The organism is Serratia sp. Ser99 (assembly GCF_024519545.1).
Lineage (GTDB): Bacteria > Pseudomonadota > Gammaproteobacteria > Enterobacterales > Enterobacteriaceae > Serratia > Serratia liquefaciens.
In genome coordinates this window covers 1-15,825 of the sequence record NZ_JALJRT010000019.1, presented here as the reverse complement: position 1 = coordinate 15,825, position 15,825 = coordinate 1, and the positions used below count along the sequence as shown (strand labels likewise).

Annotated in this window: 13 protein-coding genes; 6 read left to right on the top strand and 7 right to left on the bottom strand. The window is 51.3% G+C overall.

Annotated elements, in window-relative coordinates:
- The first annotated feature begins 2 nt into the window (after nucleotides 1-2).
- Together torA and torD are read left to right on the top strand one after the other, a co-directional pair.
- A complete protein-coding gene (torA, locus tag NR114_RS23375; RefSeq protein ID WP_234530596.1) occupies nucleotides 3-2,537 on the top strand; it encodes a trimethylamine-N-oxide reductase TorA in 2,535 nt (844 codons plus the stop codon).
- Between the two features lie 12 nt (nucleotides 2,538-2,549).
- The gene (torD, locus tag NR114_RS23370) at nucleotides 2,550-3,191 is read left to right on the top strand and encodes a molecular chaperone TorD (RefSeq protein WP_046374680.1); all 642 of its coding nucleotides are present in this window, start codon (nucleotides 2,550-2,552) and stop codon (nucleotides 3,189-3,191) included.
- A gap of 130 nt (nucleotides 3,192-3,321) precedes the next feature.
- Here torD and NR114_RS23365 read toward each other — a convergent pair whose 3' ends face one another.
- From NR114_RS23365 to NR114_RS23340, 6 genes are all read right to left on the bottom strand, one after another.
- Nucleotides 3,322-4,236: a fimbrial protein gene (locus NR114_RS23365; RefSeq protein WP_234530597.1), complete on the bottom strand. Its 915-nt coding sequence runs from the start codon at nucleotides 4,234-4,236 to the stop codon at nucleotides 3,322-3,324.
- Nucleotides 4,237-4,305: 69 nt separating this feature from the next.
- On the bottom strand, nucleotides 4,306-5,259 hold the full coding sequence (locus NR114_RS23360; RefSeq protein WP_234530598.1) for a fimbrial protein: 954 nt from the start codon (nucleotides 5,257-5,259) through the stop codon (nucleotides 4,306-4,308).
- Between the two features lie 69 nt (nucleotides 5,260-5,328).
- Nucleotides 5,329-5,856: a fimbrial protein gene (locus NR114_RS23355; RefSeq protein ID WP_234530599.1), complete on the bottom strand. Its 528-nt coding sequence runs from the start codon at nucleotides 5,854-5,856 to the stop codon at nucleotides 5,329-5,331.
- Nucleotides 5,857-5,867: 11 nt separating this feature from the next.
- Nucleotides 5,868-6,437 carry a fimbrial protein gene (locus NR114_RS23350; RefSeq protein WP_115057998.1) on the bottom strand — a complete coding sequence of 190 codons (570 nt, stop codon included), beginning with the start codon at nucleotides 6,435-6,437 and terminating at the stop codon, nucleotides 5,868-5,870.
- A 529-nt stretch (nucleotides 6,438-6,966) separates the two neighbouring features.
- Nucleotides 6,967-7,713, bottom strand: coding sequence for a sulfite exporter TauE/SafE family protein (locus tag NR114_RS23345; RefSeq protein WP_234530600.1), 747 nt, complete (start codon nucleotides 7,711-7,713; stop codon nucleotides 6,967-6,969).
- Nucleotides 7,714-7,792: 79 nt separating this feature from the next.
- Nucleotides 7,793-8,416 (bottom strand): DUF2238 domain-containing protein, encoded by a 624-nt coding sequence (locus tag NR114_RS23340; protein ID WP_234530601.1) that lies wholly within the window; start codon nucleotides 8,414-8,416, stop codon nucleotides 7,793-7,795.
- A 219-nt stretch (nucleotides 8,417-8,635) separates the two neighbouring features.
- Between NR114_RS23340 and actS the strand changes: the two genes are divergently transcribed.
- Entirely contained in the window at nucleotides 8,636-9,385 is a 750-nt protein-coding gene (gene actS / locus NR114_RS23335; protein WP_041414127.1) for an amidase activator ActS, read from the top strand.
- Nucleotides 9,386-9,456: 71 nt separating this feature from the next.
- On the opposite strand, the gene gltP is transcribed toward actS, so the two are convergent.
- Nucleotides 9,457-10,773: a glutamate/aspartate:proton symporter GltP gene (gltP, locus tag NR114_RS23330; protein ID WP_041414125.1), complete on the bottom strand. Its 1,317-nt coding sequence runs from the start codon at nucleotides 10,771-10,773 to the stop codon at nucleotides 9,457-9,459.
- A gap of 833 nt (nucleotides 10,774-11,606) precedes the next feature.
- Between gltP and acs the strand changes: the two genes are divergently transcribed.
- The 3 genes from acs to actP all read left to right on the top strand — a co-directional run bounded on the left by acs (nucleotide 11,607) and on the right by actP (nucleotide 15,618).
- On the top strand, nucleotides 11,607-13,565 hold the full coding sequence (acs, locus tag NR114_RS23325) for an acetate--CoA ligase (protein ID WP_020824860.1): 1,959 nt from the start codon (nucleotides 11,607-11,609) through the stop codon (nucleotides 13,563-13,565).
- Between the two features lie 92 nt (nucleotides 13,566-13,657).
- The gene (locus NR114_RS23320; protein ID WP_020824859.1) at nucleotides 13,658-13,969 is read left to right on the top strand and encodes a DUF485 domain-containing protein; all 312 of its coding nucleotides are present in this window, start codon (nucleotides 13,658-13,660) and stop codon (nucleotides 13,967-13,969) included.
- On the top strand, nucleotides 13,966-15,618 hold the full coding sequence (gene actP / locus NR114_RS23315) for a cation/acetate symporter ActP (protein ID WP_046374686.1): 1,653 nt from the start codon (nucleotides 13,966-13,968) through the stop codon (nucleotides 15,616-15,618). The genes NR114_RS23320 and actP overlap by 4 nt, the downstream gene beginning before the upstream one ends.
- The last annotated feature ends 207 nt before the right edge of the window (nucleotides 15,619-15,825 follow it).

Here is a 15,825-nt window from a genome sequence, read left to right as displayed (position 1 = left end):
ACATGAAATCATCACAGAATATCAGCTTGTCCCGCCGTCGCTTTCTGGCTCAGCTTGGCGGATTAACGGCCATTGGCATGATTGGTCCTTCGCTGTTAGTGCCCAAAAACGCACTGGCCCAGGGTGGCCTGCAAGAAGGCATATTGACCGGCTCCCACTGGGGGGCTATCCGTGCCACCGTGATGGACGGGCGGTTTATCGCCGCCAAACCCTTTGAAATGGATAAATATCCCTCAAAAATGATTGCGGGCCTGCCCGATCACGTTCATGGCACAGCACGCATCCGTTACCCGATGGTGAGAATTGACTGGCTGCGCAAACGCCATTTGAGCGATACCACACAGCGCGGCGATAACCGCTTTGTACGGGTGAGCTGGGATGAAGCACTAAATCTGTTCTATCAAGAACTTGAGCGGGTGCAAAAAACCTATGGCCCGTCGGCTTTGTTATCCGGTACCGGCTGGCAATCGACCGGTATGTTCCACAATGCCGCCGGCATGCTGGCACGTGCGCTGGCCCTGCACGGGGATTCTGTCGGTACCGGCGGTGACTATTCAACCGGTGCCGCTCAGGTGATTTTGCCGCGGGTCGTGGGATCAATGGAAGTGTATGAACAGCAAACCTCCTGGCCGTTGGTGCTGAAAAACAGCAAAACGCTGGTGCTCTGGGGATCGGATCTGGTCAAAAATCAGCAGGCCAACTGGTGGTGCCCAGATCATGATGTCTATGAATATTACGCCGAACTAAAGGCCAAGGTGGCCAAAGGTGAAATCAACGTCGTCAGCATTGACCCTGTGGTGTCATCTACCCATGAGTTTTTAGGTCGCGAACATGTGCAGCATATAGCGATAAACCCGCAAACGGATGTGCCCTTGCAATTAGCACTGGCGCACACACTGTACAGCGAGAATCTGCATGATGCCCACTTCCTCAAAACCTATTGCGTTGGCTTCGATCAGTTCCTCCCTTACCTGTTGGGCCAAACGGACAGCCAGCCCAAAGATGCGAAATGGGCGTCGGCGCTGTGTGGTATTGATGCCGAAATCATCCGGGCACTGGCTCGCCAAATGGCAGCCAACCGTACGCAAATCATTGCAGGCTGGTGTGTGCAACGCATGCAACACGGTGAACAATGGGCATGGATGACGGTAGTGGTGGCGGCGATGCTTGGCCAAATCGGCTTACCTGGTGGCGGGTTCGGTTTTGGTTGGCACTACAACGGCGCAGGCACACCAAGCCGCAAAGGAGTGATCCTGAGCGGTTTCTCGGGATCCACCAACACACCGGCACGCTATGCCAAAGGGGATTTCAAAGGTTACAGCAGTACCATTCCGATCGCGCGCTTTATCGATGCCATGCTGGAGCCGGGCAAGGAGATCGATTGGAATGGCAAACGCGTCAAGCTCCCAATGCTGAAAATGTGCGTGTTTGCAGGCACCAATCCGTTCCATCGCCATCAGCAGGTTAACCGGATGATTGCCGGCTGGCAGAAACTGGAGACCGTGATTTCTATTGATAATCAGTGGACCTCAACCTGTCGTTTTGCCGATATCGTTCTGCCTGCTACCACACAATTCGAACGCAACGATCTCGATCAGTTTGGCAACCACTCCAATCGCGGCATTATCGCGATGAAACAACTGGTGCCGCCGCAGTTTGAGGCGCGCAATGACTTCGAGATCCTGCGCGAACTTTGCAAACTGTTCGATCGCGAACGTGATTTCACCGAAGGCCTGGATGAAATGGGGTGGATCAAACGTATCTACCAGGACGGCGCACGCCAGGGCAAAGGACGCGGCGTGGCTTTGCCTGCATTCGATGAATTTTGGGAAGGTGACGGCTACGTCGAGTTCCATCATCCCGAAATGTTCGTGCGTCACCAGGCGTTTCGTCAAGATCCGGACCTGGAGCCTTTAGGTACCCCAAGCGGCCTGATCGAGATTTACTCAAAGAGCATTGCCGATATGAATTATAAGAACTGCAAAGGTTACCCAATGTGGTTTGAAAAAGCAGAACGCTCACACGGCGGACCGCTTTCAGCGAGCTATCCACTGCATTTGCAGTCGGTGCATCCCGATTTCCGACTGCACTCACAGCTGTGTGAATCTGAAACCTTGCGTGCGCAGTACAGCGTCGCGGGCAAGGAGCCGGTATTTATCAGCCCACAGGACGCTATTGCTCGCGGCATCAATAATGGCGATGTTGTACGAGTATTTAACGCACGTGGCCAGGTTTTAGCCGGCGCTGTAGTTTCAGATCGCTATTCGCCGGGCGTGATCCGCATCCATGAAGGTGCCTGGTACGATCCTGAACGCGGTGGCGTGGCTGGCACACTGTGCAAATACGGTAATCCAAACGTGTTGACGTTGGACATCGGCTCATCCGAACTGGCTCAGGCGACCAGCGCCCATACGACCCTCGTTGAGATTGAGCGCTTTAATGGCAAAATCGAACCCGTCACCGCGTTTGATGGCCCGTTCGAAATGGTCGCTCGATGCGACTATGTATCGATGACGCCAGCAAACATGCCGCAGTAAGGAGAAGGCTCTATGCAAGATCAGGTTCCAGGGTTGGGAAGCCCGCATTACGCATGCCTCTATGCCTGGCTATCCGGCAGTTTCGCCCGCGAGCTGAGCGACGTGCAGATTGCTGAACTGACCAGCCCTGAGCTGGTTGCTTGGTTGGCGGTACTTGAACCCATCCCGGCGCTTACGACACCGGTAGTCCAGTTCAAACAGGCCGTCCAAACTCTGCAGCAGCGGCCCGATGCCCGGTTGGAACTGGCCGCCGACTTTGCCGGGCTGTTCTTAATGACGGAGAAATCCGCTGCGTTACCCTATTCCTCTTGTTATCAGTTGGAATCTTCGCGTTTTAAGCAGGAACCCAGCGCGCAAATGAAAGCGCTGTTGGCACAATCGGGCATGGCGGTGGCGAGTTCCTTTGGCGAACCGGAAGACCATTTAGCTCTGGTTGTTGAACTGTTAAGTCACCTTAATTTCGCGTTAACAGAAGCTGGGGATGAACGCAGGGAGCTACTAGAGCTGCGTAGCGAAGCATTAGTGCATTGCATGAGTTGGCTGCCGGAGTTTACTCAACGCTGCAGCAGTAACGATAACTTTGGTTTCTATGCCGCGCTCAGCGGCTTACTGCTCGCACTAATGCGCCTTGATGCCAGCACGCCTATGCAGTAAATCACGACCCGGCCCTCATCATTGAGGGCCAACCGCGCCACCGCCGTCATCGGCCAGAAAGACGTTTCACAGATGCTGCTTTTCTTAATCGGGCGCAGTTAGCGCCTTATCATATCCACCCTAAATCTTTCTAAGGTTCCGTCACAATCAGCGATGCTGACGCATTAAATGCACCGGTGGCAATCTCGGTCGCCGTTTTGTTGGGATCGCGCAGCAGTGAGAATGTCAGCGTTGAAGTGGTACTACCGTTAACCGACAGGTTAAAACTGTCATTATTACTCAGTGTCTTGCCATCTGCCGATACACTCACGCCCAGAGCACCGTTGCTTGTAGCAATCTGCGACGACGACCAGTTAGTCGGCGACATATTAAGCCTGACGTTGATGCCATGAGTGCCTGTCCCCATACAATTTACGGTTAACGCTTTTTGTCTGTCATAAGCGCCCCCTGGCGAAGTGCCTATATCCATCCGCTCCACATTGCCGAATGCTACCTCAACCGGGTTTCCGCTATTAACATAACAAAGATTAGGCGGCGGAGGCGGGGGAGCATCGCCGGAACAGAGTGCGTAATCAGTGTTAGAGTAATAGTTATCTCCCCAAGAGAGCGCATCTCCTGTTCCTGCTGAGCGACGGACCCACGCGCTCACACAATATCCGTATCCCAGGTCAGGCACCGTGACGGCTGGCATACGAAATGTCCCAGTAGCCATAGAAACTGTTTCTATCCACGGGTGGCTACCGTCTACCATATTGCTTCCGATATCCGTACTTTTCATATAATCACAATGACCAGCCAGCCCGCCGGAACTTTTATTACAGTAACCAACAACAACCATTGAAGGGACGACAGGAAAGCGCCGATTTTTGTTTATTAAAAGGTTACCACCATTGTTATAGGTAATAATGACATCACTACCGGCGCTGCAATATCCACCTGGGCCAGTACAGCGTGCAAGCAATGGGCTCGCATTTACATAAAAACTGCATAGGATGATTAGCGACGCGACAGCGCAGCCCAACATGACCGTTCTCCATGTATTCATTGTTAGCTTATTTCCCTTAGTTCCAGTCCACACACTGCAAACGACGGTGTTCTCGATATGGGTAAAAATTTATAGACTTGCTGGACGTACCGGGGTAAAACTCAGTGTAGTAGTCGCACTGCCATTGACTCTTAAACTCTGGGTGCTGCCATTAGTCATAACATTCGTTCCCCAAAGGACGACTACACCTACATTGCTATTGCTGGTCTGAACCGCATCGCCGTTCCACGTAGCCGGAGAAGAATTCATCCGTATATTAAAGTTCACGGGAACGGAGCCGGTACATGAAATACCGAAAGATCTCTTTATTGTGTTATTTCCAGTCCCGGACACTTTCAAATCCATACGTTCCACCTCACCAAAGCTGATATTGATGGGATCGCCGGTGCTCACAGAGCAGCTTGAGGTGTTAATTTCTATCTGATTCAATGCATAAAGGCGCCAGATATAACGTACTCTATTTGAGTTTTGATTTTGTCCTTGAATCAAGCCTATCTCTCCAAGATAATCACCTTTTTTGATATACAACTGCGAACCAGCGCTTTTTAAGTTGAAGTACATTGAAACAGGTACTGCTTTCCTTGTTACACCTGCGCCTAACCAACCTATTTGCTCAAAAATTTTTATCTCAGGTGTCGGTAAGGCGTAATCCCGACCATATACTGTAATCCCACCAGCTAGATCATTAAAAATGGCCGGGTTTAACGAGACTTTACCCGGGTCTACCCATAAATAATCGATCCAATTTGGATCGCGCACATCATTTTGACATGCAACTTGCCCATCCAAATTAACAATCGTATTTTTCCCTTCATGAAGTTTAGGCCCGACTATCACGTTGATATTCGAAACCCCACCAGACCACCCTAATTGCCCAGCAGGTCCAAAACAGGTAAATGCACTCGTGCTACCACTCCACAAAATGCAAACCAAAAAACCTACAAATGGAGATAATTTCCGCCCGTACCGGAAAGAGGGTTGCATATCATAGACAATGCTTTTCTCTGCCTGTGCTGTGATCATAATTGATTACCTGCCTGCTACACTTTAAGAATCCCTTGCCAGCCAGTGTGATGTTTTCACAACCGTCTCTCACTGATACTCCGCCATCAGGGTGGCCGTAGCGCTGAAAGTCTGCTCCGACAACTTCACCCCACTCTGCTGTACCGGTACTGCCTGCAGCATCGGCGGGCTGCCGTAGCTAATGGCAATCGGTTTATTAATCTGCATCGGTTTGCCGTCCTGTAAGATACGGATCCCCAGCCCATTCGCATTGGTCTGCAGCGCGGTGTCCTCAAACCCCGTGGGTATCCCCCGCACTGACAGCATTAACATCCAGGATGGGTCAACCTCATCGCAGCTCAGGGTATAGGGCACCGGCTGCATATAGCGTTGGCCATCCACCCGCTTGACCCCTACTTTTTCGAAGTACACGTCAATGTTCTGATCGTTGGCGATATGGCAAGGCTTCTTCTTTAATGTGCCGTGAAAGTTCACTCGTTTACTGTCGCCTGTTTGGGCCGCCTTCGCCGCGGTCATAATCGTGCTGTTCAAGAGGAGTACCACCGCCATAGAAAGTGCGGACATTTTGCCGCTAATCGGTAATCGTTTGGTTGTCATCCCAGGCATCCTTAGTTGTAAGCTACCTTGAGGGTGGCAGAGGCACTGAACTCCTGGCCGTTATTAAATTCGGCACCACCTTGCTTCACCAGAACCCCTTCCAGCTTTGGTGGTGAAGAGGGGTTAAGGTCATACCAACGTCCCGGCACCATCGGGTTGTTGTCCCGTAGCAGTTTTATACCCAAGCCTTTCGCATTGGTACTTAACAAGGTGCCGTCAAAATCCGCACCGGAGCCGTCCAGTTGCAATTGGATGGTTTTACCACCGGCATCTCCGGAACAAGAGATGTTGTAATTCAATGGTTGGCGATATTTGTCACCGACAATTTCGCTGATAAATACATCGCCGTATTCCACAGTTATCGGGCTGCCACCCGCGAAATTACAGCGGCCATTGGCGACCACGGTTCCGGTGATATTGATTTTGACGTCGGTCGCATCCATTTTGGACAACGTCGGCGGGGAGAAAAACAGACCGCAGGCTACCAGCAGCGCTCCCCCCAAGGTCAGGTGCAAGGCTCGGGTACATTTGGACAGGCATTCAGCCGACCATATCCTCTCCCACATTGCCTGTTTATTCATGAAGCTCCATCCTTAGTCATCAGTGAACCATCGCGCTCGCAACCCGATAAAGGGCAAAAAATAATCGCCCTCATAAATTCAATAATTGAATTGTTTCGTATATTTTAAATAGGTATTTAACGAAAGATAGGATGAGAAATCATGAAAAAAGAAAGAACACACCTGTTAAAGAATCATTAGAAAGGTGATTTATCGAAAAAATAAAAAATCGCACACACCCATTCACTTAAATAAAAACCCTATCCCTACTCAAAATCACCAGAAAATATTACATCACAGATAACCGCGAAAAAAGAAAATTATTCATAATGGCGTCAATTCACACGAATAAACCTGCAATAAAAGAAATAAATTAATATTGCGACGCCTTGCATCGCAGAGTTAATCTAAACAAGAGGAAAACGCTAAGTTAAGCGAGGATAGCGCTAACCTGGAACACAAAGCCTATAAATTTGAATTAATCCTCTAAAATCAGAGCAAAATGCCCACATGGCAGGCGGGATCGGTCGCCACTCGCCCCGGCAGCATGTCAACTGAAGTACTTAACCATCAGCACGGTACCCGAGGCTAACAAAATCACATTGATTAGCTTCATGAATTGCTCACGTGACATTTTCAAAGTGAAATGACGCCCTAGGGTAATCCCCACCAACATCCCCGGCAGCAGCACCAATGCCAGTAGCAATAAATCAATGTCCAGATAAACACCGGCAAAGGTGAAAATAACCACCCGCGTCAACGTACTCATGCCGATAAGTGTGGTTTGAGTCATCCGGAAAGCCTCTTTCTTCTCAATACGTCCGCTGAGATAGATGGCATAGATAAAGCCGCCGCTGCCGAATAATGCGCTGAAAATCCCGCCCACCAGGCCAAAAGGCACCGAAGCCATGGGCGAAAAGTGCCGATCGGGTTTTAAACCGCTGAGCGAATAGAGAGCATAGAGCACCACAAAAATACCCAACGCCAACAAGAGAATATCCGGCCGGGTTTTCAGCAGGATCGCCGCGCCCACAAGGCTGCCGATAATCATCACCGGGATCAGCCGTTTTAATTCTGCCCATTGTGCATTGCGACCATCACGGCTGACGTTAACAATGGCCGCGCACATGTCCAGCAGCGCCAGCAAAGGAACAATTTTCGCTACCGGAATATAAAGCGCCATCACCGGACTGGCGACCAACGCCGAGCCAAAACCGGCAATGCCGAAAATGACATAGGCCACCAGCAAGGTGGCGGCCAGTACCAGATAGCTTGAGAGCGTTAAGGTTTCTTGCATATCCATTTCCGCCTACTCCATTACCCCGAAGCGAGCTGCAGGCTAAAACCTAATACTTTAGTTGATAAACGGAGGAACGCTATTTCGCGCTTAAACCAGCAAGTTGCCGATCCTGTCGACGGCCGAACAGCAACAGTCCACATGCCGCCCCCAACAGGGCACAGAACATGTCAGACTGGGTATCCCATGGGTCGCCCTGTGTTCCCAGAAACTCATCGGCGCCTTGTCCCAACGCCAATGCGGCCCACCATTCGATCAGTTCATAAACAGCACTGATGGCCAGCGCAATGCAGCACACTACGAAACCCAACATTTTCCGGCCCTGGACATAGCCCCCACGCAACAGGATTTCCCGCGCCACCAGCGCTGGAACCAGCCCCTGGAAAAAGTGCCCGAGCTTGTCGTACGGGTTACGCCCCAACCCCAGCCATTCCTGCACATAAAACCCGGCAGGCACGCGCGCATAGCTATACATGCCACCAAAAATCAAAATTAACGCGTGGAGAAAAATCAGCTGATACAACAATGGAGTGAGCGGATAACGACGCTGGGTCAGCCACAATACTATCAGCGCTACCACAACCGGCATGACTTCCATCAGCCAGGTCACTCGATCATAAGGGTTAACACCGCTGTAAATCAGCAATGCAATCAGCAATAACGCGGCTGTTGGTAATAAATATCGGGCGGAGAAGATGAGCATGGCGAAGTTACCAAGGCTGTGAAAATTATTGGTTTATTATATCTCATAAAAAAAGCTGAAAGGCAGACACTGTTCTGCGACGCGCCTTGGTGTTGCCAAGCAGCGTTTTTGACCACATAGCCGTTGATGTTACTATACGAAGATCACTATGCCGCCGCACAGGCTCGGCCTGGCTGCATAACTAATAAGAGCGACGACGTTTAAGGACGACATTTGAGTATGGGAAGCACATTCGCTGTATGGCGGCTGATTGCCGTGTGCATAGTCTGTCTTGGGTTGATGGGCTGTGGTTCAGGGAAAAAGTCCAACACCTATGACCGCGATTACGATAGCCTGGCCAGAGGCAGCTATAGCGGCAGCACCTATACCGTTAAACGCGGTGATACTCTGTTCTATATTGCCTGGATCACTAATAGCGAAGTCAGCGAGCTGGCGCGACGCAACAAGATCCCCAAACCTTACAATCTCGAGATTGGCCAAAAGTTGGCATTGAATAATACGACGGCGCAGAAAGGTAAAACGCGTAAAACGAAATCGACAGGCCAGCTTGCAGCCGTTGCGCCACCGATCCGCAGCAGCATCAAATGCTGGCGTTGGCCAACTCAGGGCAATATCGTCAGCAAGTATTCTACCGCTGACGGTGGCAATAAAGGCATTGATATCGCCGGTAACCGCGGGCAGCCGGTATTTGCCGCAGCCAAAGGGCGAGTGGTGTACGTGGGGAACCAGCTGCGGGGCTACGGCAACCTGATTATGATCAAACACAATGACGAGTACATCAGCGCCTACGCGCATAACAACACCCTGCTGGTGCGCAACGCGCAAGAAGTGAAAGCCGGGCAAAAAATCGCCACCATGGGCAGCACAGGTACCGATAAGGTCATGCTGCACTTCCAAATACGCTATCGCGCTACCGCTCTGGATCCGCTGCGCTTCTTGCCACCGCAAGGTTCCGCACCTTCCTGTTAATTCCTCTGTGGAAAATGAACGAAAAAAAACCCGCACAAGGCGGGTTTTTTCATAAGCAAGCGCAATAGCCGTTAAGACTCGTTGACCTGCTTTACCTTGCCGGACAAGAACGCTTGTTCGTAAGCCCGCGCCTTTTTGCTGTCGAACTGGTGCTCCCATTTCGCGACCACCAATACCGCCAACGCATTACCCACCACGTTCAGCGCGGTACGTGCCATATCCAGAATACGGTCAACCCCGGCGATAAACGCCAGACCTTCCAACGGGATCCCGACGCTGCCCAGCGTGGCCAACAGCACCACAAAGGAAACGCCCGGCACGCCGGCAATGCCCTTAGAGGTCAGCATCAGCGTCACCACCAGGACAATCTCCTGCCCCAGAGACAGCTCAATACCGTACAACTGCGCAATAAAGATGGCGGCGATGCTCTGATACAGCGTCGAGCCGTCCAGATTAAAGGAATAACCCGTCGGCACCACAAAACTGGTGATCGCCTTCGGTGCGCCGTAGGCTTCCATTTTTTCAATGATGCGCGGCAGTACCGTTTCTGAACTGGCTGTGGAGAAGGCCAGGATCAGTTCATCCTTCAAAATACGAATCAACGTCCATATACGCAGATTGCAGATGCGGGCAACGGCACCCAGCACCACCAAAGCGAAAAAGGCGATCGCGAAGTAAACCAGCGCCACCAATTTGGCCAAAGGCAACAACGAGGCGAAGCCAAAGTTGGCGACCGTCACTGAAATCAGCCCAAATACCCCGATCGGTGCATAGCGCATGATCATATGAGTGACTTTGAACATGCTTTCGGAAACGGCTTTAAACACCTTCAACAAAGGCTCTTTGGTTTCTTTCGGCAATGACGACAGGCCAAGACCAAAGAGTACCGAGAAGAAGATAATCGGCAGCATGTCGCCCTTCGCCATCGAAGCGAAGATGTTCGACGGGATCAGCGACAGGATAGTGGCAACCAGGCTATGCGAGCCCGTTTGTACTTGCTCCGTGGTTTTTTCATACTGCGAGATATCTACCGCGGTCAGCGTCGACATGTCGATGCCGTGACCGGGTTGAAAAACATTAGCTAGCGTCAGCCCCACCACGATGGCGATAGTGGTGATCACTTCGAAGTAAATAATGGTTTTCAATCCGAGCTGACCCAACTTCTTCGCATCCCCTACCCCGGCGATACCGACAACCAGTGTAGATATAACGATCGGCACGACAATCATCTTAATCAGGCGAATGAATATATCTCCCGCCGGACTAAGAATATTACTGACTAACCACTCTCTTGATTCTGTCTGATTATGAAGCACCGCTCCAACGATAATACCCAGCGCTAACGCAATAAGAATCTGCCACGCAAGACTGATTTTTACACTTTTCATACCCAAAAAGTCCTCAAAGACTCTTTTCTGCATATTTAAGGCCATACACCGAAAAGAATACTTAATCATTTAATACAGGCTTATGTTGATGACAAAGCAGCGTTCACCTGCCCTTAGTGCGACGCTATTTAAATCTGTACCATCTGAACGGCATGCTCTGCAAGCCTTGTTTTACCTACGCTTTGTGTAAAATATAATCAACAATGAATTCAATATTTAATTTAATCACGCATAATTTATTGTTATTAAAAGCATAATTTTATGCGCTGAGCACGACTTAAGAGCCAGAGACTTTGCTTTTCAAACCGCGTAAAAGTGCGTTTATTTTCGTTAATCTTGCATATTTAATCCGATGTCGATGTTTTTATTTTGTTAACACAAAGTTTTAAAAATGAAAATAAAAAGGCAACGATGAATGCATTAACCCATCTATTTATTGGGATACTTCCTATGTATTTCTCTTATTAGCAAGGTCGACTGACAGCCCCGCTATTAATATCGACATAGAATATTAAAGGCCGGCGATGTTCCGAAAAGATTTAAATGAGATTTTTAACCACCGTGTTTTACATTATCTAATAGTGATAAAAGGCGGACATATGTGCGGATTGGTTATTCTTTTTGGTTCTTTAGATAGCGTTTTCTGGTGAAAACTTGGTATTTGACCGTTTTTTCCTGCCAAGCAGATAGATGCCTCACACAAATAGGGCAGAACTATTACAAATCAATATCTTCGTTGCGTGATCTGCCGCGCAAAAAAGAAACAAAGAATCGGAGCAAACTATACTTAACCTTCAGTTGACATATCATTAACAACTTCAAGGAGAAAAGCTATGAGCCAAGTGCATAAACACGCTATTCCTTCTGCAATTGCAGAACACGCCCTGATCAGTCCGACACAATATCAACAATATTATCAACAATCTGTGCAAGACCCAGAAACGTTCTGGGGCGAGCAGGGGAAAATTCTCGACTGGATAAAGCCTTATAGCCGGGTAAAAAACACCTCGTTTGATCCAGGCCATATCAGCATTCGCTGGTTTGAAGACGGTACCCTGAACCTGGCGGCCAACTGCCTCGATCGCCACCTGGCCGAACGTGGTGACCAAACCGCCATCATCTGGGAAGGTGACGATCCCACCCAGTCAAAAAAAGTGACCTACAAACAACTGCACCACGATGTCTGCCAGTTCGCCAACGTGCTGAAAAAGCTGGGCGTTAAAAAAGGCGACGTCGTGGCTATCTATATGCCGATGGTACCGGAAGCCGCGGTGGCCATGCTGGCCTGCGCCCGCATCGGGGCCGTGCATTCGGTCATCTTTGGCGGTTTCTCACCGGAAGCGGTCGCCGGACGCATTATCGATTCCAACTCAAAACTGGTTATTACCGCTGACGAAGGCCTGCGTGCCGGACGTGCCGTACCCTTGAAGAAAAACGTCGATGATGCGCTGAAGAATCCTGGAGTGAAAAGCGTCGCCAACGTTGTGGTGTTCCAGCGCACCGGCAAACCGGGCTACTGGCAGGAAGGCCGCGATCTGTGGTGGCATGAGCTGACCGAAGGCGTCTCAGCCGACTGCCCGCCGGAAGAGATGAATGCGGAAGATCCGTTGTTTATCCTTTATACCTCAGGTTCAACCGGCAAACCCAAGGGTGTGCTGCACACCACAGGCGGCTACCTGGTTTATGCCGCCCTGACCTTTAAGTACGTGTTCGACTACCACGATGGCGACGTGTACTGGTGTACCGCCGACGTCGGTTGGGTCACCGGCCACAGCTATCTGCTGTACGGCCCACTGGCCTGTGGCGCCATTACCCTGATGTTTGAAGGTGTGCCGAACTACCCTGGCGTCAACCGTCTGTCACAGGTGATCGACAAGCATCAGGTCAATATTCTGTACACCGCGCCCACCGCCATTCGTGCCCTGATGGCTGAAGGCGACAAAGCGATCGAAGGCACCAAACGCGACTCGCTGCGTATCATGGGATCGGTGGGTGAGCCAATCAATCCTGAAGCCTGGGAGTGGTATTACAATAAAATCGGCAACGGCAAATGCCCCATCGTAGACACCTGGTGGCAGACCGAAACCGGCGGCTTTATGATCACCCCCCTACCGGGCGCCACCGAGCTGAAAGCCGGCTCGGCAACGCGTCCGTTCTTCGGCGTACAGCCGGCGCTGGTCGATAATGTCGGCACGCCGCAAGAAGGTGCCTGCGAAGGCAATCTGGTGATCACCGACTCCTGGCCTGGTCAGGCGCGAACCCTGTTCGGCGATCACGATCGCTTCGAGCAAACCTACTTCTCCACCTTTAAAGGCATGTATTTCAGCGGTGACGGCGCGCGCCGTGACGAAGACGGATACTACTGGATCACTGGCCGCGTCGACGACGTACTGAACGTGTCCGGCCACCGTCTGGGCACCGCCGAAATCGAATCCGCCCTGGTCTCTCACCCGAAAATTGCCGAAGCGGCGGTAGTCGGCATTCCGCATAACATTAAAGGCCAGGCAATTTACGCCTATATCACGCTCAATCACGGCGAGGAACCTTCGCCTGAGCTTTATACCGAAGTCCGTAACTGGGTACGTAAAGAAATAGGGCCGATCGCTACCCCGGACGTGCTGCACTGGACAGATTCCCTGCCCAAAACGCGCTCCGGCAAGATCATGCGCCGTATCTTGCGCAAAATTGCCGCCGGCGATACCAGCAACCTGGGGGATACCTCAACGCTGGCGGATCCGGCCGTAGTCGACAAGCTGTTGGAAGAAAAACAATCAATGAAAGTGCCGTCATAATTTACGCCGCCTCTGGCCGATCGGCGGGAAGATAACCCAATGATCGGCTTCAAGCGCGGCGTATTCGTTCAATACCTACTGGAGACACTCTGATGAATGACACCATTTATCAAGGGATTGAGGAAAACCCGCGCTTTATCGAGCTGGTGCGAAAACGCAGCCGATTTGCCTGGCTGCTGTCGCTGATTACGCTGGCGCTCTACGTTGGCTTTATTTTATTGATCGCCTTCGATCCTCAGTGGTTGGGCACCCCGATCGCCGCAGGATCGACCATCACTCGCGGGATCCCGGTAGGCGTTGGCCTGATCGTGATCTCTTTTGTGCTCACCGGGATCTACGTATTCCGCGCCAACGGCGAATTCGATCGCCTGACTGCAGAAATCCTGCGTGAGGTGAAGAAATGAAGCGTTTACTGTCCGCCGCCGCTCTGATGATGCTACCGGGTCTGGTCTTTGCCGATGCCATTGGCGGTGAAGTGAAGCGCCAACCGTTGAACATTCAGGCCATCGTCATGTTCATCCTGTTTGTCGGCGCCACGCTGTATATCACCTATTGGGCCTCAAAACGTACTCGTTCACGTCAGGACTATTACACCGCCGGCGGGAAAATTACCGGTCTCCAGAACGGTCTGGCGATTGCCGGCGACTTTATGTCAGCGGCCTCTTTCCTGGGTATTTCTGCCCTGGTGTACACCTCCGGCTATGACGGACTGATTTACTCCATCGGTTTCCTGATCGGTTGGCCGATCATTTTGTTCCTGATTGCAGAACGCCTGCGTAACCTGGGCCGTTACACCTTTGCCGACGTGGCTTCCTACCGGTTAAAACAAAAGCCAATCCGTACGCTCTCCGCCTGTGGCTCTCTGGTGGTGGTCGCGCTATATCTGATTGCCCAAATGGTCGGTGCTGGCAAGCTGATTCAGCTGCTGTTCGGCCTCAATTACCACGTGGCGGTCATTCTGGTCGGTATTCTGATGGTGCTGTACGTCTTGTTCGGTGGGATGTTGGCCACCACCTGGGTGCAGATTATCAAGGCGGTGCTGTTACTGGCCGGTGCCAGCTTTATGGCGTTGATGGTGATGAAATCGGTCAATTTCGACTTCAACACCCTGTTTGCCGAAGCCGTGAAGGTGCATCCAAAAGGCCTCGCCATCATGAGCCCAGGCGGTTTGGTCTCCGACCCTATTTCTGCGCTCTCCCTGGGGTTGGCACTGATGTTCGGTACCGCTGGTCTGCCACATATTCTGATGCGTTTCTTTACCGTGAGCGACGCTAAAGAGGCCCGCAAGAGCGTGTTCTACGCCACCGGTTTTATCGGTTACTTCTATATCCTGACCTTTATTATCGGCTTCGGCGCCATCTTGTTGGTCAGCCCTAACCCGGCGTTCAAAGATGCCACCGGGGCGCTGCTGGGCGGTACCAATATGGCGGCGGTGCATTTAGCCAACGCCGTGGGCGGCAACTTCTTCCTCGGCTTTATCTCTGCTGTCGCCTTTGCCACCATTTTGGCCGTAGTCGCAGGCCTGACGTTGGCGGGTGCTTCAGCGGTATCTCACGATTTGTACGCCAGCGTGATTAAAAACGGCAAAGCGACTGAGCGTGACGAACTGCGGGTCTCCAAGATTACCGTGGTGATTCTGGGTATCGTGGCGATAGCTCTGGGGATTTTGTTTGAGAAACAGAATATCGCCTTTATGGTCGGCTTGGCTTTCTCTATCGCTGCCAGCTGTAACTTCCCGATTATTATTCTTTCGATGTATTGGTCACGTCTGACAACCCGTGGTGCCATGATCGGCGGATGGTTAGGTCTGCTCACTGCGGTGATCCTGATGATCCTCGGCCCGACGATTTGGGTGCAGATTTTGGGGCACGAGAAACCCATCTATCCGTATGAATATCCGGCGCTGTTCTCGATGATTGTCGCGTTCGTTGGCACCTGGCTATTCTCGGTTACCGACAGCTCTTTGGCAGGGCAACAAGAGCGTGAGCGCTTCCGTTCTCAATTTGTACGTTCACAAACTGGGCTGGGGATCTCCCAGGGCAGTTCGCACTAAACGAATAATAAGTGAAAAAAAGCAAACACACCCTAATCAAAGGCCCTTCGGGGCCTTTTCTTTTGGATAAAGATGATTAACGGTGTTGCTGGAAAAGGGATTTGACGACGAGGAATACAAGACCCAGCCTGGCTGCGCCTTTTTCTTTCGCGCATAGCAAAAAGGCCATCCTTGCGGATGGCCTCTTGGCTTAATTGATGCCTGGCA

Bases quoted from the DNA above. Each gene is read 5' to 3' on its own strand.
- torA (WP_234530596.1), top strand. From the start codon at position 3: ATGAAATCATCACAGAATATCAGCTTGTCCCGCCGTCGCTTTCTGGCT.
- torD (WP_046374680.1), top strand. From the start codon at position 2,550: ATGCAAGATCAGGTTCCAGGGTTGGGAAGCCCGCATTACGCATGCCTC.
- NR114_RS23365 (WP_234530597.1), bottom strand. From the start codon at position 4,236: ATGAATACATGGAGAACGGTCATGTTGGGCTGCGCTGTCGCGTCGCTA.
- NR114_RS23360 (WP_234530598.1), bottom strand. From the start codon at position 5,259: ATGATCACAGCACAGGCAGAGAAAAGCATTGTCTATGATATGCAACCC.
- NR114_RS23355 (WP_234530599.1), bottom strand. From the start codon at position 5,856: ATGACAACCAAACGATTACCGATTAGCGGCAAAATGTCCGCACTTTCT.
- NR114_RS23350 (WP_115057998.1), bottom strand. From the start codon at position 6,437: ATGAATAAACAGGCAATGTGGGAGAGGATATGGTCGGCTGAATGCCTG.
- NR114_RS23345 (WP_234530600.1), bottom strand. From the start codon at position 7,713: ATGCAAGAAACCTTAACGCTCTCAAGCTATCTGGTACTGGCCGCCACC.
- NR114_RS23340 (WP_234530601.1), bottom strand. From the start codon at position 8,416: ATGCTCATCTTCTCCGCCCGATATTTATTACCAACAGCCGCGTTATTG.
- actS (WP_041414127.1), top strand. From the start codon at position 8,636: ATGGGAAGCACATTCGCTGTATGGCGGCTGATTGCCGTGTGCATAGTC.
- gltP (WP_041414125.1), bottom strand. From the start codon at position 10,773: ATGAAAAGTGTAAAAATCAGTCTTGCGTGGCAGATTCTTATTGCGTTA.
- acs (WP_020824860.1), top strand. From the start codon at position 11,607: ATGAGCCAAGTGCATAAACACGCTATTCCTTCTGCAATTGCAGAACAC.
- NR114_RS23320 (WP_020824859.1), top strand. From the start codon at position 13,658: ATGAATGACACCATTTATCAAGGGATTGAGGAAAACCCGCGCTTTATC.
- actP (WP_046374686.1), top strand. From the start codon at position 13,966: ATGAAGCGTTTACTGTCCGCCGCCGCTCTGATGATGCTACCGGGTCTG.